A 22,624-nucleotide genomic window follows, 5' to 3' on the forward strand; every position below is an offset into this window, starting at 1 on the left:
CGATCTCGTCGTCTTCGGCGGCACCGGCGACCTGTCCATGCGCAAGCTGATCCCGGCGCTCTACCACAGCGACAGGGACGGCCGGCTGTCCCCCGAGACCCGCGTCATCGCCATGTCCCGGGGCGGGCTGACCGACGCCGACTTCCGCGGCAAGGTGGACGCCGAGGTGCGCGACCAGGTCCCCGTGGACGACCCCGCCGTCTGGCAGCGCTTCCTGGGCCGCCTGCACCACGTCTCGGTGGACGTCGGCGGCGAGGACAAGTCGGGCTGGGGCGCGCTGACCAGGCTGCTGGCCGGTCACGAGCAGCGCGACCGGGTGTTCTACCTGGCCAGCCCGCCGATGACGTTCGGCCCCTTCTGCCGCGAGCTGGAGGCGGCCGGCCTGGTCACCCCGCTCTCGCGGGTGGTGCTGGAGAAGCCGCTCGGCCGCGATCTGCCCAGCGCCCAGCGGATCAACGACGAGGTCGGCGCCATCTTCGACGAGCGCCAGATCTTCCGCATCGACCACTACCTGGGCAAGGAGACGGTGCAGAACCTGCTGGTGCTGCGCTTCGCCAACGCCTTCCTGGAGCCGATCTGGAACTCGTTGTGGATCGACCACGTCCAGATCACCGCCGCCGAGACCGTCGGCACGCCGGGACGGCGCGGCTACTACGACCACGCGGGCGCGCTGCGCGACATGGTGCAGAACCACCTGCTCCAGCTCCTCACGCTGACCGCGATGGAACCGCCGTCGCGCAACGACCGCGAGTCCATCCGGGACGAGAAGGTCAAGGTGCTGCAGTCGCTGCGGCCGATCGTGGGGACCGAGGTGGACCGGTTCACCGTGCGCGGCCAGTACACCGAGGCCGGCGGCATGCCGTCCTACCTGGACGAGCCCGCCTCCACGCCGACGACCGAGGCCTCGCGGCGGGTGGAGACGTTCACCGCGATCCGGGCCGAGATCAAGAACTGGCGCTGGGCGGGGGTGCCGTTCTACCTGCGGACCGGCAAGCGCATGCCGTACCGGCGGTCGGAGATCGTGGTGCAGTTCAAGGACGTGCCGCACTCCATCTTCCCCGGCGGCACCCCGAACCGCCTGGTGCTGCGGCTCCAGCCCGAGGAGGGCATCGAGCTGCACATCATGGCCAAGGAGCCGGGCGCGGGCGAGGTGACGCTGAAGCCGGTGCCGCTGTCGCTCAGCTTCGGCAAGACGTTCACCGCGCGGGTGCCGGAGGCCTACGAGCGGCTGCTGACCGACGTCCTGGCGGGCAACCCGACGCTGTTCATGCGGCGTGACGAGGTGGAGGCGGCCTGGCGCTGGATCGATCCGATCCTGGCGGCCTGGGAGTCCTCCGCCGACCTGCCCGAGCCCTACCCCGCGGGGACCACCGGCCCCGCCGGGGCCCACGAACTGCTCGGCCGCAGCGGTCGCGCCTGGCACGAGGAGGAAGACCTGTGAATTCCGTCATCCAGGAGATCACCGATCGGATCGCCGAGCGCAGCGCGGCCAGCCGTACCGCCTACCTGGCGCGCATCCGGCGCGACGGCGAGGCGGCGCGGGCCAATGGCCCGGCGCGCGCCCACCTGGGCTGCGCGAACCTGGCGCACGGCTTCGCCGCCGCCTCCGAGGAGGACAAGCCGTCGTTGCGCGGCACGGCGAAGCCCGGCGTGGCGATCGTGACCAGCTACAACGACATGCTCTCGGCCCACCAGCCGTACGAGACCTACCCGCCCGAGCTGAAGGCTGCGGTGCGCAGGGCGGGCGGCGTGGCGCAGGTCGCCGGCGGCGTGCCCGCGATGTGCGACGGCATCACGCAGGGCCGCGCCGGCATGGAGCTGTCCCTCTACAGCCGCGACGTGATCGCCATGGCGGCCGCCATCGCGCTGTCGCACGACATGTTCGACGCCTCGCTGCTGCTGGGCGTCTGCGACAAGATCGTGCCGGGCCTGTTCATCGGGGCGCTGCACTTCGGGCACCTGCCGGCGATCTTCGTGCCGGCCGGGCCGATGACCTCCGGCCTGCCGAACAAGGTCAAGGCGCGCACCCGCCAGCTCTTCGCCGAGGGCAAGGTCGGCCGGGTGGAGCTGCTGGACGCCGAGGCCAAGTCCTACCACTCCCCCGGCACCTGCACCTTCTACGGCACCGCCAACTCCAACCAGGCGCTGATGGAGGTCATGGGCCTGCACCTGCCCGGCTCGACGTTCGTCAACCCGCACACCGAGCTGCGGCACGCCCTGACCGAGGCGGCCGGCCGCCGCGCGGTGGAGATCACCGCGCACGGCCCGGAGTACACGCCGATCGGCGAGCTGGTGGACGAGAAGTCGATCGTGAACGCCTGCGTGGCGCTGCTGGCCACCGGCGGCTCGACCAACCACACGCTGCACCTGGTCGCCATGGCCGCCGCCGCGGGCATCGTGCTGACCTGGGACGACCTGGCCTGCCTGTCGCGCGTCGTGCCGTCGCTGACCAAGATCTACCCCAACGGCCAGGCGGACGTGAACCACTTCCGCGACGCCGGCGGCATGCAGGTGCTCATCGGCGACCTGCTGGACGAGGGCCTGCTCCACGGCGACGTGCTGACCGTCGCCGGCCCCGGCCTCGACCGCTACCGCGAGGCGCCCTCGCTGGTGGACGGCGAGCTGGTCTGGGAGCCGGTCACCGGCGGCAGCAAGGACCTCGACGTGCTGCGCCCGGTCGCCGAGCCGTTCTCGTCCGACGGCGGGATCCACATGGTCGAGGGCAACCTCGGCCGGGCCGTCAGCAAGGTGTCGGCGGTCAAGCCCGAGCACCTGGTGATCGAGGCCCCGGCCAAGGTGTTCGACGACCAGCTCGACCTGCTGCGCGCCTTCGAGGCCGGCGAGCTGGACGGGCAGGACTTCGTGGCCGTCATCCGCTACCAGGGCCCCAGCGCCAACGGCATGCCCGAGCTGCACAAGCTCACGCCGCCGATGGCGGTGCTGCTCGACCGCGGGCAGCGGGTGGCGATCGTCACCGACGGCCGCATGTCGGGCGCGTCGGGCAAGGTGCCCGCGGCCATCCACCTGTCGCCCGAGGCCGCCGACGGCGGGCCGATCGCGATCGTCCGCGAGGGCGACGTCATCAGGCTCGACTCGGCCGCCGGGACGCTGGAGCTGCTGGTGCCCGCAGAGGAGCTGGCCCGGCGCACGCCCGAGGGTCGGCCGCTGAGCGACGCGGAGTGGGTCGGCACGGGACGCGAGCTGTTCGCCACGTTCCGCCGCATGGCCGGGCACGCCGAGCAGGGCGCCGGGATCTTCGGGGTGAGCGGCGCCGAGTCGCCGCACCACGGCCCCGGGCTGGGCTTCCCCGCCGAGGCGGGCGCCTCCCACCTGGAGAGCGGCGCGCCCGTGGGCGCGCGGGGCGCCGGGCTGGGCCGGTGAGCGTCCGTGCCGTCCTTCCGGTGACGACGGCGTCCGACCTCGGTCCCGCCGCCGGGCGCGCCGGAGGTGTGAGACCCGCTGTGAGCGCCGAAGGTGTGAGCCTCGGAGGTGTGAGATGAGTGCCTTTGACCTTCCCTGGCTGGTCGCCGACATCGGGGGGACCAACGCCCGGTTCGGGCTGGTCACCTCGCCGCAGGCCCGGCCGTCGAGCGTCGCCGTGCTGGCCGGCGCCGCCTACCCCACGCTGCCCGACGCCGTCGACGCCTATCTCGCCGAGCACGCGGGCGGGGCGCGGCCGGGCGCGGCGTGCCTGGCGCTGGCCGGGCCGATCGACGGCGACCGCTACCGGCTGACGAACTCGGCATGGGCCGGGTCCGTACGCGACCTGGGCATCCCGTACGCGGTGCTGCTCAACGACTTCGAGGCGCTGGCCGTGTCGCTGCCCCACCTGGAGGGCCCCGACCTGGTGTCCCTGGGCGGCCCCGAGCCCTCCCACGGCGTCAAGGCCGTGCTGGGCCCCGGGACCGGGCTCGGCGTCGGCGGGCTCGTGCCCACGGACCGGGGCTGGACGCCCGTCCCGGGCGAGGGCGGGCACGTCACGGTGCCGGTGATCGACCGGCGCGAGCTGGAGATCGTCCGGGTGCTGCAGGCCGAGGGGTTGCCGCACGTCGTGGCCGAGCACCTGCTGTCCGGCCCCGGCCTGGTACGCCTGCACCGGGCGCTGGCCAAGGTCAACGGCGTGACCGCGCCCGACCTGAACGCCTCCGACATCGTGGCCCGGCTCGACGACTCGCTGTGCGCGGAGACCGTCGAGGTGTTCTGCGAGATGCTGGGCAGCTTCGCCGGGAACGTGGCGCTCACCCTGGGCGCCAGGGGTGGGGTCTACCTGGGCGGCGGAGTGCTGCCCCGTATCGTGGAACGGGTGCGGACCAGCGGCTTCCGTGCCCGGTTCGTCGGCAACCCCGACATGCCCGGATACCTGGAGGCGATCTCCACCACGCTGATCGTCGCGCCCCAGCCGGCGCTCACCGGCGCGGCCGCCTGGCTGCGCGGGCGGGCCACCACCGAACTCGTGGGCTGAGGCCCACCCTGATCACCACTAGACGGCCGTGACCCCGGCCGATGAGGAGAAGACTCTGATGAGCTTGCTCGACCTCGCCCCCGTGATCCCCGTCGTGGTGATCGACGACGTGGCGACCGCCGTGCCGATGGCTGAGGCTCTCGTGGCGGGCGGGCTGCCCGTCATCGAGGTGACGCTGCGCACGCCGGCCGCGCTCGGAGCGATCGAGCGGATCGCCGCGGAGGTGCCCGGGGCCACGGTCGGCGCGGGCACGATCCGCACCACCGCCGACATCTCGGCGGCCGTGGCGGCCGGTTCCCGCTTCCTGGTCTCGCCGGGCACGACGCTGTCGCTGGTGGAGGCGCTGGAGTCCAGCGGCGTGCCGTACCTGCCGGGCGCGGCCACCGTCTCGGAGGTCATGGCGCTGGCCGAGCGCGGCATCAAGGAGCTGAAGTTCTTCCCGGCCGAGGCGGCGGGCGGCGTCCCTTACCTGAAGTCGCTGGCCGGGCCGCTGCCGGACGTGCGTTTCTGCCCGACCGGCGGGATCCGGGCCGAGAGCGCCGCCGACTACCTGCGGCTGCCGAACGTGGGCTGCGTGGGCGGAAGCTGGCTCACCCCCGCCGACGCGCTGGCGGCGGGCGACTGGGCCCGCGTGGAGAAGCTCGCCGCCGCCGCGGCGGCTCTGCCCCGGTAGTTCTTCGGGCCGCCGCCCCGGCGGCGGCCCTGTGCTTTTCTGCGTCCGGTGGGCTTCGGCGTCCCGCGCCCTCTCTGGGACAGGTGTACGGTCCGTGCGGGCACACGTCGCCCTGAGCGGTGACGCTCAGCCCGGACCCCCAGTACGCGCGCACTCCCCGACGAGCCCCACATGGATGTGACGACCGATCCCGGCGCCACCCACCGACCATCCACGTCGGCACGCGCCACCCACCGACCGACCGTCCGCGTCCCGCAGGCGCTCCCACCGACCGTCCGCGTCCCGCAGGCGCTCCCACCGACCGTCCGCGTCCCGCAGGCGCTCCCACCGACCGTCTGCGTCCCGCAGGCCCCGCACCCGGCTCTGGCGCCGCCTCGGCAGGCGTTGCAGCCGGGGTCGGCGTCGTGGCAGAGCGCTCCGCCGCCCGCTGCACGCAGGCGATGTACACCGCCGGGCGCTCGCACCGACGGTCCGTCCCACCGGTGAACCGGCAACACAGGCACACCTCGACGGCGGCGCGCCCCACTCGCGCCCGTGCGCCCTGGATCCGAGCAACCCGCATGCCCGCGCGCCCGCCTACCCGCGCGCCCGCCGCCGACGACGGGCCAGCGAGATCCCCCGATCACCAGCAACGTCACCGCGGCGAGGGCATGGACCCGCAGAGTGATCCGACGTCCTCCCTCGTAATCCCCTCTGAGCCACCGGCGCACAGCCGACGGGCGACCGGCGAGCGAGCGGGCGGGCGGCGAGCGAGCGGGCGGCGAGCGAGCGGGCGGGCGGCGAGCGAGCGGCCGGGCGGGCGCATATGCCGCAATTCCGGATCTATATCCCAAAACACCCGCTGAAGTGGCACTTTCCGGGCACCCAGAGATCATCAGCCTGCTCCGAACCCGGTATTCGGACGCCCGACGGCGGGGTAGGGCAAGGAATGCCAAGCCGTAGCCCCGGGAAGCCCCATCCGCTCCTCGGAGAGCGAAAGGGAGCATCATGCCGCTGGAAACGGCCCGTCAGGAACACCTCACGCGCCCGGTGACGCCGATCGGGAGCCTGGAGCGGGGCATCGACATCCTCCTCGCGCTGAGCGCCGCGCCCCGGCCGGTCAGCCTGGCCCAGGTCAGCCGGAGCACGGGCCTGCCCAAGTCCACGGCCCACCGGATCCTGGGCGTGTTGTGCGCACGCGAGCTGGCCCGGCGGGTGAGCACCGGTTACCTGCCCGGACGGCAACTGGAGACGATGGCCGGCATCGCCCGCAACCGCATCCCCGGGTCGCGGCGGGTGGTGCTGCCGTACCTGCTCTGCCTGCAGGAGACCACCCGCCAGACCGTCAACCTGGCCGTGCCCGCCGGCCTGGAGGCCCGCTACGTCGAGCGCCTCTACGGCCACGACCGCGTCCGGTCCCGCTCCGACGGCACCGACCTCGCGCCGCTGCACTGCACCGCGACCGGCAAGGCGCTGCTGGCCTTCGACACCGGGCTGCGCGAGGAAGTCCTTGGGCGGGGCGGCTTCGAACGGCTGACCAGCCGCACGATCACCGGCGTGGCCACACTGGAGCGCGAGCTGGCCCAGGTCCGCCGGTATGGCGTGGCCTACGCCCAGGAGGAGTACACCGAGGGCGTGTCGTGCGTCGCCGCGCCGGTGTTCGGGCCGGGCGGCGGCGTGTGCATGTCGGTGGGGGTGGCTGCGCCGGGCCCGTCCGCGCCGCTGGCCCGGCTGGGCCTCACCGTACGCGGCGCCGCGCAGGCGATCTCGGCCGCGCTGGTGGTGGCCTGAAGTGTTCCGGCTCCTGGAACGCTCCACGGGACGCGGCTCGAAAACGTTCCGCCCACCGAGACCCCCGCTTGCGCCCCCGCCGGACGGACGATCGCATGACCCCATGGATTTCCTTCCCATTCCGGCCACCGAAAAGGCGCCCACGGCCCGTCCAGCTCAATCCCGGACAAACCCAGGCACGCGGGCGCCGGCCGAATGCGGGGAGACCCGGACAACACTGGCCACACGGAGCTCGACCGGAAACGGGCAGGCCCCGACAACCCCAGGCACGCGACGGCAGACCGGAAACGGGCAGACCCGAACGCCCCCGGCCACGCGGAAGCCGACCGGAAGCGGGCAGGCCAGAACGATCCTGGGCACATGGAGGCCGACCGGAGACCGCGAGGCCCGGACCATCCGCGACAGGCGAGGGCCAGCCGCAGGCAGGGAGGCCACGCGTGCCTAGAGGCCTGCACAGGGCCACCGTGCTGGAGAGCCTGCGCCTGGCCGGCGCGCTCCTGCCGCCGGGCACGCCGCACGCGACGGCCGGCCTCGACCTGCTGCGCTCCCGCTCCCTTCTGACCGGCCTGCACGTCCGGTACGGCGGCCGTCCGGTGCTCGTCCGCGGCCCGCGCCGCACGGCCCTGGTGGTGCTCTCCCAGCGGGACGCCGAACGCGTGCTGTCGCAGCCCGCCTTCGTCCCCACCGTGCGCGAACGGGCCGCCGGCCTGCCCTACGACGTGCTGCGGCCGGCGTTCGCGGAGGTGGCCCGGCAGGAGGCGGCCGCGCTGACGGACGGCGTCATCGACTACGCCCGCCTGGAGTCGCGCTGGCAGCGGGTGGCGCGGCGGTGCGTCTACGGCGCCGGCGCGGCCGGCGACGAGGAGCTGAGCGCCCTGCTCGCCCAGGTCAGACGGGCAGGCAGAGGCCGGGCCAGACGCCGCCAGGAGATCCTGTCCGGCCGCTACGACGCCCGCATCCTCGACCACCTGCGCCGAGCCGAGCCCGGCACCCTCGCCGGCCTGCTCGCCGAGACCAGCGGCCCGGAGGCGCGCGGCCTGCGGCAGGCGGCGTTCTGGCTGCTCGGCTTCAGCGTGACCGCCGCCAGCCTCATGCGCACCCTCGCGCTGCTGGCCACCTACCCCGTCCAGCGCAAGTGCGCCCGCGCCGACCCCGACTACCTGCGCGCCTGCCTGCGCGAGGGCCTGCGCCTGTGGCCGCCGGTCCCGGCCCTGTCCCGCCTCACCGTCGAGGAGACCGACTGGTACGGCGTCGCGGTGCCCGCCGGCACCCACGTGATCCTGCCGTTCGCCCCCCACCAGCGCAGCCCCCGCCTGCACTACGCCGACTCCTTCGCCCCCGAGATCTGGCTCGACGGCACCGCCGCCGGCGAATGGTGGGCCCTGCCGCGCTGCGACGGCGTGCACCTGATGCTCGGCGTCGGCACGGCGTTCCTGGGCGGGATCCTGGCCTCGTCCCGCCCGAAGGCGACCGGCCGGCCGCTGTCCCCGCACCGCCCGCTGCCCCAGACGCTCAACGCCGCCCGCCTGCGGGTGACGATGCGCCCGCTGAAGCGGCGTCCAGGCCAGAGCTGACCGGGCTTCGTCGCCACCGGGCCGCGGCTTCTCCGTTAGAGTCTGGGGTGGAAAAAGGCGTACCGGCGGAAGAAACGGTTCGGTTTGCGACGGGATGACGACGGCGAGAGGACGGCGACCGTGGGGCGCTCGGCAGGCACTCCGCTGAAGCCTGAGGATCCGCCGGCGATCGGCCCCTACGAGCTGTTGAGCCGTCTCGGCTCGGGGGGCATGGGCACCGTCTACCTCGCCAGGGGCGCCGACGGGGTCAAGGTCGCGCTCAAGGCCATCAGACGAGACTTCACGGCCGACCCGGTCTACCGGGCGCGTTTCCACGAAGAGGTGTCCAACGCGCGCAAGGTGGCCTCGTTCTGCACCGCGCGGGTGCTCGACCACGGCGAGGACCGCGGGGTGCTCTACCTGGTCACCGAGTACATCGACGGCATCTCGCTGGAAGACCAGCTGATCGAGCACGGCGCGCTGCCGCCGTCGGTGCTGCACTCGGCGGCCGTGGGCGTGGCGGCGGCGCTGACCGCCATCCACGCCGCGGGGCTGGTTCACCGCGACCTCAAGCCGGCCAACGTCATGCTGACGCTGGCCGGGCCGCGAGTGATCGACTTCGGCCTGGCGCGCTCCACGCACGTCGAGTCCCGGCACACGAACGCCGGCATGGTGATGGGCACGCCCGGATGGATCGCTCCCGAGCAGGTCTTCGAGGGCCACACCAGCCCGGCCGGCGACGTGTTCGCCTGGGGCTCGCTGATCGCGTACGCGGGCCTCGGCGGGCACCCGTTCGGCGAGGGGGACGCGTACGTGATGGCCGCGCGGGCCCGTACCGCGCCGCCGGACCTGCGCGGCCTGCCCGCCCCCCTGGACCGCCTGGTCGCCGCGGCCATCCACCCCGACCCCGCGCGCCGGCCCGCGGCCAAGCAGCTCCTGCTGGACCTGGTGGGCGCGGCCGACGAGCCCGCAGCCCAGCTGGCGGCCACCGAACACCTGACGAACGCCTGGAACCCCTCGGAGTTCCGCCCTCTCGGCCACACGCCCCCACCCGCCGACCGCACCGGCCCCCCGCACCCGCCGTCACCAGCGGAACGGACCGGCCCTCCGCCCCAGCCCTCGCCGGCGGAACGCACGGGCCCTCCGCACCAGCCCTCGCCGCCGGAACGCACGGGCTCCCCCCACCTGCTTCCTCCTGCGGAACACACGGGGCCGCGCCCTCCGATGCCCCCCGCGTCGGGCTCTCGCCCCCCGATGCCCCCGTCCCTCGACCGGACGGGGTCCCGCTCCCCCATGCCCCCCGCAGCCGAACGCACGGGCTCCGCCGTTCCCATGCCACCCGCACCCGAACGCGCGGGATCCCACCCTCCGCTGCCACCCGGGTCCGAACGCGCGGGGGCGGGCTCCGCGATGCCGCCTTCCGCCGAGCGCACGGGCCCGCGCCCACCGCACCCGCCCTCCCCCGCCGAACGCACGCCGCACCCGTCCTCCCCGGCCGAACGCACGGGCCCCCGCCCGCCCATGCCCGCACCCACGGAGCGCCCGGTACCTCGCGCGCCACAGATGCCGCCCCCCGTGGACCGGACCGGAAACATCCCGCTCCCCCACCACCAGACCACCGTCCAGGGCCCCCTACCGCCGAACACCACGGGCCAGGGCCCCCTACCGCCGCACAACACCACGGCCCAGGGCCCGCTGCCCGGGTACACGCCTCCGCGCCGCAAGCGCGGCGTGTTCACCGGCTGCATGACCGCGCTGGTGATCGTGATCGTCCTGTTCGTGTTGGTCCTTGCCACCCTGGCCTGGATCTTCCGCTCCCCCGCCATAGGCGAGGAGGGCCCGGTACAGGACGGAAAGCTGCGCTTCGCGGTAACCGGCACAAAGTGCCCCAAACCCGCAAAGTCGGCCTCCCGTCGCACCTGTCAGGTAACGGTGAAGGTGAACAACGTCGGCCCCGACGCCCGCGTCCTCTACCCCGGCCAGCAGAAGCTGATCGACGAGGACGAGGCCCTGCACGGCGGCAGCAAGCTCCTGGACAAGAGTGGCACCGAGATCACCCCGATCCGCATCGCCCCCGGCCAGTCCTTCACCGGCACGCTGGTGTTCGACCTGCCGAGAAGCGCCGAGCCGGCGGGCCTCGAAGTACACGACTCAGGTCTGAGCGCCGGAGCCCGAGTAGCCCTGGGCTAACCAGCGACTCAGACCTGAACGCCACAACAGCCAGCCCAGGGCGAACCAGCCGCTCAGGCGTGAGCCCCGAGCCCGAATCGCCTTGGGCACCGGGCCGCTTAGACCTGAACGCCACAGCATGACCAGCCCTGAGCTAACCAGCCGAACAGACATGACCCCCAGTGCCCGAGCAGCCACAGCCAACCAGCAACTCAGACCTTGAGCGCCAGAGCACAAACGGCCCTGAACCAACCAGCCCCCCAGGCATGAGCCCCAAAGCCAGAGCAGCCGTGGGCCAACCAAGAACCAACCCCCGCATCCCGGCAAAACGCCCCCTTTGGACCGCACCCATCACCACCTCGCACAGATCACCAGCCTCACGCCAGCCCTCTCCGTCGGGGCCCTGATCCATTGGCGGCGAGATGGCGACGTCACTTGAAAGGCAGAACTCCGGACAAGAAAGCCCGGCCCGCGACAAGGGCACCGCCCGTTCCAACGCCGCCCATGCCCTGCCCCCTCAGAACCCCTGCTCCGGCGACACCACTCCTTCCATCGGGGCGCCGTCGGCGAAGTGGCGCACGTTCGCGGCCACGCGTTCGGCCAGACCGCGCCAATAGGACGACGGTGGATTCGCCGTATGCGGCGTGATCAGCACGTTCTCCATGCGCCACAGCGGGTGTCCGGACGGCAGCGGCTCCGGGTCGGTGACGTCCAGCGCGGCACCACCGATCCGTCCCTCGCGCAGCGCCGTCACCAGGTCGTCTGTCACGACGAGTGCGCCCCGGGCGATGTTGACCAGCCAGGCGTCCGTACGCATCAGGTCAAGCTCGGGAGCACCGATCATGCCCTTGGTGCTCGGCGTGGTCGCAGCGGCGAGGACGACGTACGCGGCCTCCGGCAGCGCCTCCCGGTAACGGTCACGGGGCAGGATCCGGTGTGCACCGGGCGCCCGGCCGCTGTCGGTGACCGCGATCACCGGACAGCCGAACGGCTCCAGCATCCTGATGAGCGTCCGCCCGATGCCTCCACAGCCGATGATCGCCACTGTCGAGCCGGCGAACTCCCTCGACTCGTTCCTCCCCCACTCGGTGGCCCTGGCCAGCCGCGGCAGGTTGCGGGCCGCGGCCAGCATGAGCGCGAGCGCGTGCTCGGCGACGGGGACGCCGTAGGAGCCGGTGGCGGCGGTGAAGACGGGCTCCTCAGTGATCACTCCGGCTTCGGCGTACCGCTCGACCCCCGCCGCGGGCAGCTGCACCCACCGGATGCCGGAATGGATCATGGACCGCAGTTCCTCGGGCCCACCACGCCCGCAGTAGACGATCGCCTCCGCCTTCTCCAGCGGCACGACGCTGCCGCCCGACCGCCGTACGGCCTCGACCAACATGGGAACCGGCTCAGGGCCGACGTGAACGGCGACGCTCATCGGGGAACCTCCGTGACGTGCTCTCGGCCGCCTGCCAGGATCTGCTCGACCTCGGCGCGGGCCCGTCCGACGATGTCCGCGGCGGCCCGCGCCGCCTCGGCTGGCCGCCCGGCGGCGACCGCTTCGGCGATCTCGTGGTGGAGTCCGATGGCGGTCGTCTCCAGGCGTTCGGGCAGGACCAGCAGCTCCCGCCTGGCTTCGAGCAGCACGTCGGTCACCTCGGCGAGCTGGGCGAACATGCCGTTGCCCGACGCGGTCAGCAGCACCCGGTGGAAAGCGGCGTCTGCCGTGAGGTAGGCCTGGCTGTCCCCCTCACGGGCGGCGGCGTCCATGGCGCGGGCGTGGGCGGCCAGCTCGTCCCGCACGCGGGGGTCGGGCCTGGACGCGGCGAGCGCGGCGGCGGCAGGCTCGACCGCGACGCGCAACTCGGCCAGCTCACGCAGCTGCGCCTCACGCCCCGGCGAGGCCAGCCGCCAGCGGATCACCTGGGGATCATAGAGGTTCCAGGCGCTCATCGGCCGTACGGTGACCCCGACGCGAGGGCGGCTGGTGACCACGCGCTTCGACTCCAGCACGCGGACGGCCTCCCGCGCGACGGTCCGCGAAACCCCGTACCGCTCCTGGACGTCCTCCAGGCGCAGCACCTGCCCCGCACGGAGCTCCCCGCCCGCCAGCGACCTGCCGACCGCGTCGAGCACCTGCCCGTGCAGGCCGCGTAGTGTCTCCACGCTCATCGGGCCCCCGCCAGCCCGGCCAGCAGCGCCGCAACCCGTTCGACCGCGGCATCCGGGCCGCCCGAAGTCAGCGCCGAGCCCATGCCGCAGGCCACGGCGCCGGCCGCTATCCACTCGGGCGCATCGTCCACGGTCACGCCGCCGGTGGGGATCGCGGGCGCCTGCGGAAGGGCAGCCCGCACGTCCCGCAGCCAGGCGGGTGAAACGCCCGACGCCGGAAAGATCTTGACCGCGTCCGCCCCCTCCTCCAGGGCCCGAACGATCTCGGTCGGGGTCGCCACGCCCGGGAAGACCGGCACGCCGTAGCGGTGCCCGGCGCGGATCACCTCAGGGTGCAGGCTGGGTGAGACCAGGAAGCGCGCGCCGGCCTCCACGGCGGCCCTGGCGGCGGCCGCGTCGAGGACGGTCCCCGCCCCGACCAGCGCGTCGGGCCGCTGCTCGGCGAGCCTCGCCACGGCGCTGAGGGCGCGGGGCGTGGTGAGCGCGACCTCGACGGCACGCAACCCGGCATCCAGCACGGCCTCGGCCGACGTCAGCGCCGCCTCCGGCGTAGCGGCCCTGACGATGCCGAACACCCGTTGCTCCGTGACAGCCTGGACGATCTCCCAGCGGTACATGACTTCCTTCCTTATCGATCGCCCCTTTGGCGGCGGAGAATCTTCGGCTGGTTCGCGGGCTATCGATGGACCGTTTCGGTGTGCCCCGTGAAGGCGGCCAAGACACGATCGAGGCCCGCCCGGTCCGGAAGGCCGTCGGTGTCGGCTGCGCACTGGACGACGAGTGCCGCCACCGCCGCCGCCTCACGCAGGCACACCTCGTACGGCTCACCGCGCAACATCCCCGACAGGAACCCGGCGGCGAAGCCGTCCCCGGCTCCGACAGGATCGGTCACCGGCACCGTGAACGCCTCCTGCCGCAGCCCTGCGCACGTGGCGGACTTGTCCCGATGCTTGACCACGGTCAGGCCGGGCAGCGTCGCCGGGTCGAGGTGGAGGAGGTCGAGTTCGTCCTCACCGGCCAGCACCACGTCCGCCCTGGCCAGGAGCGGCGCCACCCGCTCGCGCCACGCCGCGGGATCACCCAGCTTGTATCGGACATTCGGGTCGATGGAGACGAGCGCCCCGGCCTGCCCGGCCAGCTCCAGCAGCCGCAGGGTCGCCAGGTGGGCCGAGTCCGACAACATCGGAGTGATGCCCGTGACGTGGACGATCTTCGCACCACTCACCATCTCCGGCGTCAGTTCGTCCGGCCCCATCCTGGACGCGGCGGCCCCGGAACGGTAGTACTGCACGTCGATGGCACGGAAGGGATGACTGTCGCGCACCAGCAGCCCGGTCGGCGCATCGGGGTCGATGACCGCGTGCCGGGTGTCGACACCCTCGGCTCTGAGCATGGACAGGACCGCCCGGCCCGCCGGGTCGGCGCCGACCCGGCCGAGCCAGCGCACGTCATGGCCCAGTCTGGCAAGCCCCGCGGCCACGTTCGACTCCGCGCCCGCGATGGAGCGGCGGAACACCGTGGCGCGCTCCAACGGGATGCCGGGCTCGGCCAGCATCAGGAGCATGGCCTCACCGCACACCACGACGCTCATGACTCGCCCATCTCCTGTCGTCTCGGATCCGTCAACGGTGCTATCACGTCATGCAGGACAAGAGAAGGATCGATCAGGTCGCCCGGTAGGCGGAGGGCTGGGAGATGTCGACCCTGGACCGGTCGGGCAGAGCCAGCACGGCGGCGAACCCGACCACCGCAGCGACGATCATGAAGATCGCTATCGCCTGCCAGCCGTAGTCGTGCAACAACCAGGTCGCGATCAGCGGCGCGGGGCCGCCGGCGATGATCGAGGCGAGCTGATAGCCGAGACCCGCGCCGCCGTACCTGAGGCTGGTCGGGAAGCTCTCGGCGATGAGCGAGGCCTGCGGGCCGTACTCCATGGCGTGCTGGATCTGCGTGATCATGATCGTGAGGAAGACCACCAGTACGACGCCGGTGTTGAGCAGCACGAAGTAGGGGAACGCCACCACCGCCAGCAGCGCTGCGCCGGTCGCGTAGACGAGCCGGCGGCCGATGCGGTCGCTCAGGTGCCCGAAGAACGGGATCGCGACCAACTCCACCGCCGCCGCGCAGGTCACCGCCGACAGCGCGATCGTGCGCGACAGGCCGAGTTGCTGGGTCACGTACGTGATGGCGAACGTCGTGTAGAGGTAGAACGGCATCTGCTCCGACACCCGCAGCAACGCGCTGAGCACGACCTCCTTCGGATGCCTGCGCAGCACCTCGACGACCGGGAGCCTGACCACCTGCCGCCGTTCCAGCACCCGTGCGAACATCGGGGTCTCCAGCACCTTCAGCCGCACCCACAGCCCGACCGCCACCAGCGCCAGGCTGGCCAGGAACGGCACCCGCCAACCCCAGTCCTTGAAGGTGTCGCCCGTCGTGGCGGCCAGCAGCGACATCGCGCCGGTGCCGAGGATCAGCCCGATGGGCACGCCCACCTGCGGCCAGCTCGCCATGAGCCCCCGCCTGCGCTGGTCGCCCCACTCCATCGACAGCAGCACCGACCCGCTCCACTCGCCGCCCACCGCGATACCCTGCAGGACGCGCAGGACCACCAGGATGATCGGCGCGGCGATGCCGATGCTGTCGGTGCCCGGCAGCACGCCGATGAGAGCACTGGCCACGCCCATCGTCAGAAGGGTGACGATGAGTGTCGCCTTCCTGCCGATGCGGTCGCCCCAATGCCCGAAGATCGCCGCCCCCACAGGCCGGGCCGCGAACCCCACGGCGTTGGTCGCGAAGGCCGCGAGGGTGCCCGCGTACGGCGTGGACTGCGGGAAGAAGACCTCGGCGAAGACGACTGCAGCGGCCGTGTTGTAGAGGAAGAAGTCGTACCACTCGATCGCGGTTCCGACCACGCTGGCCGTCGCGGCCTTGCGCACCTGTGCTCTGTGCTCGACGGTCGTTAATGTGCTGCTGCTCTCGGTCACGCTGCACCTCGAAGGCGTCCCTGGGCCGCGTCCGCGCCAACGGGTGTGTTACCCCGCACCCGCGCCTCGAACCACCTCCGGCTTCCACCCCCCGCGGGAACCCTCCGGCCATGGTCGCGCCTCCCCTCATCAGGACGTCCCTCCCCCCGGCATCCACTCGGCTGGATGCGGAGCCGAGCAGAACTCTAACACTCGTTAACTTCTGCGGCTACCGGCTTCACCGGGCGGCCACATGGCGAGAAGGCGTGCCACACAGGCGGTCAAGCAGGGGATTCGCCTTCATCGCTCGGGTCCGGCAAGCCGGCGAGGACGGCGTCGAGCGCGAACTTGAAGTGTTCGACCTGATCAGCCCGCAGGCGAGCGGCCTCGACCGCGTGATAGTGCGGATACCTGTCGGCGGGCAGCTCGGTCCAGTCCCTCGCGGCGGCCTCGTGCAGGACGAGATGCCCGACGCACACGCGCAGCACCGCGCCCTTCACGTGATCCGCCTGGTCAGGAGGGAAACCAGCATCCAGGAGGATGCCGAAGATGGCCTCGTGGAGGCTCATCACGGGCGCGCGTCGCGCGTACGTGGTGATGGACCAGACCGAGGCTCTGGGGTGCTCCAGCGATTGCCTGACCATCGAGGCCATGAGCCCGCGCAGCTGATCCTTCCATCCCCCTTCACGAGGGGCCTGAGAGACGATCTTGCTGCACACCTCGTCCACGATGGCCTCCAGCAGCGACTCGCGCCCGTCGAAGTAGTGATAGATCGCCGTCGCCGTCACATCGAGACGTTTGGCCAGCTTACGCATGCTGATCCCGTGGGCGCCGTCGGCCTCGAGGACCTCCAGGCCGGCTTCCAGGATCTTGTGACGGGTGAGCATCAGAATTGACCTCGCGCTTAACACATGTTAGAAATCTAACGGCCGTTAACTCCGGACAGCTTATCCGAGGGGAGACGATCCTTGGCTGCCGTCCCTACGTGCCGTCCAGTCATCCATCAACGATCAGCCGCTCACCGGGAGACACCCCCGTGTCCACGACCTCCGAAGTGAAAGCGCCGGTGACGGCCCCGCGCCGCCCCAGACGCCGGATCCTGATTCGAGCCCTGCTTGTGCTCCTCCTGCTCCTGGTTCTCGCGGTGGCCGGCGCGGTCTACGCGGTGAACCGGGGCGGAGCCCCGCAGACAGCCGCCCACTTGGGCTCCGAGCCCCAGCTCGGGGAACGCGAGACGTTCCCCATCCCCAAGGTCAACGCCCCCGACGTGGTCGGCTGGCCTTCCGGCAGAGCGCCGAAGGCACCGGCCGGGTTCCTGGTCACCCGGTTCGCGGGTGAGTTGGAACATCCCCGCTGGCTGTACGAGTTGCCGAACGGCGACGTGCTCGTGGCGGAGTCGGCCACCCTGCCCAAGGACCCGGAGTCCCCGATCATGGGGCTGTTCTACTGGCTGCGTCGCAACGACGGCTCGACCACCGAACGCAGCGCCAACCGGATCACGCTGCTGCGCGACACCGACGGCGACGGCGTGGCCGACTTCCGCAGCGTGTTTCTGGAAAACCTCGACCAGCCGTTCGGGATGGCGCTGTTGGCCGCGTCCGCGCCGTACTCGCTCGGCCCGGCGGCCCCGAACGGCACCCAGGCGGCCTTCTACGTCGCGAGCACGGACGGCGTCTGGCGCTTTCCGTACAGGCTGGGTGAAACCCGTGTCACCGCTCCCGGGAAGAAGATCCTCGACCTTCCGGCCGGCGGCTACAACAACCACTGGACCCGTAATCTCTTCGCCGCCCCTGACGGCACCAAGCTGTATGTGACGGTCGGCTCGTCCAGCAACGCGGGCGAACATGGCCTGGATGCCGAACGACGGCGCGCCGCCATCCTGGAGATCAACCCTGACGGCAGCGGCGAGCGCATCCTGGCCTCCGGCATCAGAAACCCCAATGGCCTGGCCCTCGAACCACAGTCCAGAACACTCTGGACAGTCGTCAACGAACGCGACCTCCTGGGCGACGACGCCGCACCTGATTACTTCACACGTGTACGCCCTGGTGACTTCTACGGCTGGCCGTGGAGTTACTGGGGGCAGCACGTAGACGAGCGGGTCCAGCCACGGCGTCCCGAGATGGTGGCTCGCGCGCTCCGCCCCGACTACGCCCTCGGCGCTCACACGGCTCCCCTCGGTCTGGCCTTCTCCGAGAGCCCCACGTTCCCCGAGTCCTACCGTGGCGGCGCCTTCATCACCGAACACGGCTCCTGGAACCGCGGCGATCCGGTCGGCTACAAGGTCGTGTACGTCCGCTTCAAGAACGGCATGCCCAACGGCAGGCCCCAGGACTTCCTGACCGGCTTCAAGCCGGCCCCGGACGAGAGCACTACCTACGGCCGGCCGGTCGGCGTGATCACGGGCAAGAGCGGCCGCCTACTGGTCGCGGACGACGCAGGAAACACGGTCTGGCACATCACGCCCCGATCGTGACCCCAGGCCAGGCCAGATCGGAAGACAGGAGCGGTGGTGGGTTCACGTCCGGGGAAGGAGAGCGCGTTGCCAGCACTTCGCTGTCAGGCCGAGTTCCGTGAAGAGCTCCGTCGCTCTGCGCGCGTCGCCGGCGTCGTCGCTGATGCGGGCCCGCAGGGACAACGCCAGGCCCTCGTGCAGGCGATACCCGGCGGCGCGGGCCAGCGCCAGGGCGAGCCCGGCGTGGCGGAGCGCTGTTTCGTGTGCGCCGCGCAGGCGCTCGCCGGCGGCGAGGCCGAGCAGCGCCTTCGTCTCCGGGTAACGGTTGCCCGCCGCCCTGGCCAGCTCCAGCGCCCGCATGTGGTGGTCGAGCGCGGCGTCCACGTCGCCGAGCGCGAGGTGCACGAGGCCGAGGGTGTGCAAGGTGTCGGCGACGAGCCTGCGGTGTCCGGTCTGGTGGGAGGCGTCGAGTGCCGTGGCGGCCAGCTTGAGCGCCTGATCGAGGTTGCCGGCGTCACGCTCGACCGCAGCCAGGTTGCGCAGCGTGTCCGCCTCGTTGCCGCGGTTGCCCACCTCCCGGTGCAGGTCCAGCGCGGACAAGAGGGTGTCACGGGCGTCGGGCAGCCGGTCCAGCCCATGCAGGACCTCGCCCATGATCGCCAGGCCGTTCGCCTCGCTGGCCCGGTGCTCCAGCTCGCGGCACAGGGCCAGCGAGCGGTTCAAGCTGGCCTCGGCGTCGTGGAGGCGTCCCATCTCCAGGTAGAGGCAGCCGAGGTTGCCCAGGTTGACGGCCTGGGCCGGGGTGTGGGCGATGGCCTCGTTCAGCGTGAGGGCGCGTTCGAGGTGATCGACGGCCTCGCGCAGCATGCCCAGGTCGGCGTACGTGGCGCCGGCGTTGCACAGGGCTGCGGTGAGCGCCTCGTGCCAGCCGGTCTCCTCCGCCAGGCGCATGGCCTCCGCGTAGTGGTCGAGCGCCTGCTGCTGGCGTCCCTGGAAACCGTTCAGCCCGGCCAGGCTGAGCAGCAGCGCGACCTGTGCCCGCGGCTCGCCCGCTGCTCTGGCCGCCGCCAGCCCGGTGTTGCCCATCGTGCGCCACTCCGCCACCTGGTGACGCATGAAGAAGTAGCCGCGCAGGGTGTCGGCGATGAGCCAGGCCGCCTCGTACGGGCCGTGCTCGGCGGTATGGGTCACCGTGGCGAGCAGGTTGGGCAGTTCGGCGTCCAGCCAGCCGGAGGCGGCGGCGTGGTCAAGGAAGCGCTCGGCGGCGGGCGCGACGGGCAACCGCAGGAACTGCGGGTAGAGGGTGCGTGCCGCGGCGTCGGCCTGGTCGAGGTAGTGGCGGTGCAACCGGAGCAGCTCGGCGTGCTCGTCTCGCGCGTACTCGGCGGCGCACAGCCTCAGCAGGTCATGTTGGGCGAACCGGCCGGACAGGTACTCCTCCAGCAGGCTCGCCGCACGCAGGACGGTCGCCAGCTTCTCGGCCTCCTCCTCGGTGGTCCCCAGGAGCGCGGCCATGGCGGGGACGGTGATGTCAGGGCCGGGGATGAGGCCGAGAAGCCGGAACAGGCGTTGCGCAGCCGGCGGGAGCGCGGCGTAGGAGAAGTGGAACGCGGTCCGCACGGCCGATTCGACGTCGCCGGGGATCTGGAGCGCGTCCAGCCGGTTGCCCGCGCGCAACCGCTGCACATAGCGGGCTATGGGGCGGGTGGGCGAGTGCGCATCAGGTGGGGCGAGGGGTCGAGTTGTGGGCTCGGCCTTGTGCTCAGCGGCGGGCTGGGTGTTGCCCTCGGCGATGTGCTGGGCAGTGGGTTGGGCGTTGCGCTCCGGTTCGGCCGCCGGCTCGACGGGCGGCTCGGTATGGGACTGGGCGTGGAACTCGGCATGGGGTGCGACCCTGGGCTGGACCTGTGGCGGGGCGCTGGGCCCGGCGTTGGGCTGGACATGGGTTCGGTGGGTGGGCCGTGCGGTCTGCCTGGTGGCGGTGTGGGTGGCGAGCGTGCTGAGGAGGTTGGCTGCTGCGATGCGCAGGGCGAGCGGGAGGTGGGCGCACAGGGACGCCAGCTCGGACACCGCTTCGGGCTCGGCCCTGACCTGGGGGCGGCCGAGCAAGCGGCTCAGCAGGTCGCGGCACTCCCCCTCGGTGAGCGCCGGCAGCGGGAGTACCCGGGCGCCGTCGAGCGCGACCAGTCCGGCCAGGGTGTCCCTGCTCGTGATCAGCGTGGCCGGGCCCGCACCACCGGGCAGGAGCGGGCGCACCTGGCGAGGGTCCGAGGCGTTGTCCAGCACGACCAGCATCCGCTTGCCCGCCAGCATCGTGCGGTAGAGGGCGGCGGCCTCGTCGAGGTCCCCGGGGACCTGCTCGGGCGGCACGCCGAGCGCGTGCAGGAAGCGGGCGAGCGCGTCGAGAGGGCCGAGGGGATGCGCGGCGGCGTATCCGCGCAGGTTGACGTAGAGCTGGCCGTCGGGGAACCGGTCGCGGGCGCGGTGCGCCCAGTGCACGGCCAGTGCCGTCTTGCCGACACCCGCCGTACCGGTGAGGACGGCGACCACGGACGCCTCGTCCCGCCCTTCGAGGAGTCTGTCCAGGCGGCGCAGCGCGGCGGCACGGCCGGTGAAGGCCGCCACGGCGGCGGGGAGTTGCGCCGGTACGGTCACCACCCGTTCCGGCGGCCGTCCTGCCGGGACCTCGGGCGGGCGGGCGAGGATGCGGTCGCGGGCTCGGCGAAGGTCGTCCCCCGGCTCCACGTCCAGTTCCTCGGCCAGCCTGGCCCGCATCTCCCCGTACAGGCGAAGGGCCGCAGCCTGCTCGCCCTGCTCGGCCAGCGCGGTCATCAGCCGGGCGGCCAGCCCCTCGTGCAACGGTTCGTCGTGCACCACCCGCCACAGCGCGGCCACCACCTCCGGCCCGGCACCAGGGGCGGCGTCGGCGTAGGCCAGTGCCGCGGCGACCCGTTTCCTGGCTGCGGCGACCGCGAGGGGGTGCTCACGCAGACGACTGGGAGAACCCGCCAGCACAGGGCCGCGCCAGCACGCGAGCGCCACGGCGAGCACGGCGTCCCAGGACGGGACCCGCCGGTCGGCTCCGGCGGGAGCCCCGTCGCCACGGCGGCGGGCGGTCAGTGCCTCAGGGGTGGTGTTGTTGATCGAAAGACCTGGTAGGAGGGCGGTCAACGCTTTCAAGGTCGCCAAGTCCAAGCGGGCGTCTGGAAGCGCGCCGGCGCGAGCGATCAAGGCCTTCAATGTCGCCGCATCCGGCGATGTAGCGGGCAGTGCACCAATACGAGCTGCCCATGCTTGTAAGGCTGCCGGATCCAGTGAGGCAGTGGGGAGCGCGTCGAGGCGGGCGGTGAGCGGCTCTGTGGTGGCGGGGTCCGGCGACGACGTGGGGTGAGGTGGCGGGCTCTGAAGCGCCTGGGTGGCAAGGTCCGAAGACGCGTCGGACAGCACATCAGGCCTCGTGGTCAACCCCTCCCAGGTTGCGGGGTCCGGGGTGGTGGTGGGAAATCGGCCGGGTCGGGGTGGCGATGGCTCCCCAGCTGTGAGGTCCGGGGAGGTGGTGGAGAGGGCATCGGGATGCAGGGTTAGCGCTTCCAAGGCGGCGAAGTTCAGAGCGGCACCGCGATGGGCGGGCAGCGTCTGCAAGGCGGCAACGTTCAGAGCGGCGCCGGGGTGGGTGGTCAGTGCTTCGAAGGTGGTCAGGTCCAGGGAGGTGGTGGGGAGCGCGAGGAGGTAGCCGGAGGGCGTCCGCTGGATCGCCTCCTTGCCCAGTGCGGCGCGCAGCCGGGCCGCGTACACGTGGATGAGGTTGTCGTACGTGCGCGGCGGCCGGTCCTCCCAGAGGATGTCCACGATCTCGTCGACCGGGACCGGTTGGCCGGCGTGCAGCGCCAGCAGGCCGAGCAGGGCCCGGGGCATGGCCGCGCCGACGTCCAGCTCGATGCCTCCCCGGCGGACGGCAAGCGGGCCGAGCACGCCGATCCACGGTGGTCGCGGCGCAGCGCGTTCGAAGGCGGCCAGCAGGTCGGCCCGCTCGGGATCGGTCAAGGGCAGCGCGGCGATCAGGCGTTCCAGGGAGGCGCGTTGGGGGCGGCTGACGTGTCCGCGCTCGATGTCGCGCAAGGTACGGACGCCGATCCCGGCGCGGCTGGCCAGTTCGCGCTGGCTCAGTCCCGCCGCCATCCGTCTGCGCCGGAGCGCCTCACCGCCCGAGCTCATACGGATACCGCCGCAGTTCCCGCCTTAGATTCCACCGCGGTGCCTGCTGCGGATTCTGCCGTGAGTTCCACCGTGGTGCCCGCCTTGGTTCATTTCGTGTGCCCACCATGCTTTTCGCTGCCACATCTGCCGCGTCTTCTGCCGGTTGGCCGCCGCAGGTGCCTGGAGTGCCTGGTGGACATACTGGCAAATAGTTAAGAAGCT

Annotated in this window: 15 protein-coding genes; 8 read left to right on the forward strand and 7 right to left on the reverse strand. The window is 72.2% G+C overall.

The features are described 5' to 3' along the window. The first annotated feature begins 37 nt into the window (after positions 1–37). The 7 genes from zwf (at position 38) to ACIBQ8_RS00625 (ending at position 10,648) form a co-directional block, all read left to right on the forward strand. On the forward strand, positions 38–1,441 hold the full coding sequence (gene zwf, locus ACIBQ8_RS00595; RefSeq protein ID WP_397169418.1) for a glucose-6-phosphate dehydrogenase: 1,404 nt from the start codon (positions 38–40) through the stop codon (positions 1,439–1,441). Further along, the gene (gene edd, locus ACIBQ8_RS00600; protein ID WP_397167846.1) at positions 1,438–3,381 is read left to right on the forward strand and encodes a phosphogluconate dehydratase; all 1,944 of its coding nucleotides are present in this window, start codon (positions 1,438–1,440) and stop codon (positions 3,379–3,381) included. The genes zwf and edd overlap by 4 nt, the downstream gene beginning before the upstream one ends. 115 nt (positions 3,382–3,496) lie before the next feature. Next, complete coding sequence (gene glk / locus ACIBQ8_RS00605) at positions 3,497–4,462, forward strand: glucokinase (protein WP_397190582.1); 966 nt, start codon at positions 3,497–3,499, stop codon at positions 4,460–4,462. A gap of 58 nt (positions 4,463–4,520) precedes the next feature. Further along, positions 4,521–5,135, forward strand: a complete 615-nt coding sequence (gene eda / locus ACIBQ8_RS00610; RefSeq protein WP_397167849.1) for a bifunctional 4-hydroxy-2-oxoglutarate aldolase/2-dehydro-3-deoxy-phosphogluconate aldolase — start codon at positions 4,521–4,523, stop codon at positions 5,133–5,135. A gap of 987 nt (positions 5,136–6,122) precedes the next feature. Continuing rightward, positions 6,123–6,905, forward strand: coding sequence for an IclR family transcriptional regulator (locus ACIBQ8_RS00615; protein WP_397190583.1), 783 nt, complete (start codon positions 6,123–6,125; stop codon positions 6,903–6,905). A gap of 437 nt (positions 6,906–7,342) precedes the next feature. Beyond that, the gene (locus ACIBQ8_RS00620; RefSeq protein ID WP_397190584.1) at positions 7,343–8,479 is read left to right on the forward strand and encodes a cytochrome P450; all 1,137 of its coding nucleotides are present in this window, start codon (positions 7,343–7,345) and stop codon (positions 8,477–8,479) included. A gap of 120 nt (positions 8,480–8,599) precedes the next feature. Continuing rightward, positions 8,600–10,648 carry a protein kinase gene (locus tag ACIBQ8_RS00625; RefSeq protein WP_397190585.1) on the forward strand — a complete coding sequence of 683 codons (2,049 nt, stop codon included), beginning with the start codon at positions 8,600–8,602 and terminating at the stop codon, positions 10,646–10,648. A 496-nt stretch (positions 10,649–11,144) separates the two neighbouring features. Here ACIBQ8_RS00625 and ACIBQ8_RS00630 read toward each other — a convergent pair whose 3' ends face one another. The 6 genes from ACIBQ8_RS00630 to ACIBQ8_RS00655 all read right to left on the reverse strand — a co-directional run bounded on the left by ACIBQ8_RS00630 (position 11,145) and on the right by ACIBQ8_RS00655 (position 16,637). Further along, positions 11,145–12,050: a D-isomer specific 2-hydroxyacid dehydrogenase family protein gene (locus ACIBQ8_RS00630; RefSeq protein WP_397167856.1), complete on the reverse strand. Its 906-nt coding sequence runs from the start codon at positions 12,048–12,050 to the stop codon at positions 11,145–11,147. Beyond that, a complete protein-coding gene (locus tag ACIBQ8_RS00635) occupies positions 12,047–12,784 on the reverse strand; it encodes a FadR/GntR family transcriptional regulator (protein ID WP_397167857.1) in 738 nt (245 codons plus the stop codon). The genes ACIBQ8_RS00630 and ACIBQ8_RS00635 overlap by 4 nt, the downstream gene beginning before the upstream one ends. Further along, positions 12,781–13,401: a bifunctional 4-hydroxy-2-oxoglutarate aldolase/2-dehydro-3-deoxy-phosphogluconate aldolase gene (locus tag ACIBQ8_RS00640; protein WP_397167859.1), complete on the reverse strand. Its 621-nt coding sequence runs from the start codon at positions 13,399–13,401 to the stop codon at positions 12,781–12,783. The genes ACIBQ8_RS00635 and ACIBQ8_RS00640 overlap by 4 nt, the downstream gene beginning before the upstream one ends. Before the next feature lie 59 nt (positions 13,402–13,460). Next, complete coding sequence (locus tag ACIBQ8_RS00645; RefSeq protein ID WP_397190586.1) at positions 13,461–14,375, reverse strand: sugar kinase; 915 nt, start codon at positions 14,373–14,375, stop codon at positions 13,461–13,463. 73 nt (positions 14,376–14,448) lie between these two features. Beyond that, positions 14,449–15,771, reverse strand: coding sequence for an MFS transporter (locus ACIBQ8_RS00650; protein ID WP_397190587.1), 1,323 nt, complete (start codon positions 15,769–15,771; stop codon positions 14,449–14,451). Positions 15,772–16,031: 260 nt separating this feature from the next. After that, positions 16,032–16,637, reverse strand: coding sequence for a TetR/AcrR family transcriptional regulator (locus ACIBQ8_RS00655; RefSeq protein WP_364333638.1), 606 nt, complete (start codon positions 16,635–16,637; stop codon positions 16,032–16,034). A gap of 149 nt (positions 16,638–16,786) precedes the next feature. On the opposite strand from ACIBQ8_RS00655, the gene ACIBQ8_RS00660 reads away from it, so the two are divergent. Then, positions 16,787–18,226: a PQQ-dependent sugar dehydrogenase gene (locus tag ACIBQ8_RS00660; RefSeq protein WP_397190588.1), complete on the forward strand. Its 1,440-nt coding sequence runs from the start codon at positions 16,787–16,789 to the stop codon at positions 18,224–18,226. Positions 18,227–18,268: 42 nt separating this feature from the next. Here the strand turns inward: ACIBQ8_RS00660 and ACIBQ8_RS00665 are convergent, their stop codons facing one another. Beyond that, positions 18,269–22,420 (reverse strand): tetratricopeptide repeat protein, encoded by a 4,152-nt coding sequence (locus tag ACIBQ8_RS00665; protein ID WP_397190589.1) that lies wholly within the window; start codon positions 22,418–22,420, stop codon positions 18,269–18,271. Between the last annotated feature and the right edge of the window lie 204 nt (positions 22,421–22,624).

Origin of the sequence: Nonomuraea sp. NPDC049646, assembly GCF_044465525.1 — a bacterium.
GTDB lineage: Bacteria > Actinomycetota > Actinomycetes > Streptosporangiales > Streptosporangiaceae > Nonomuraea.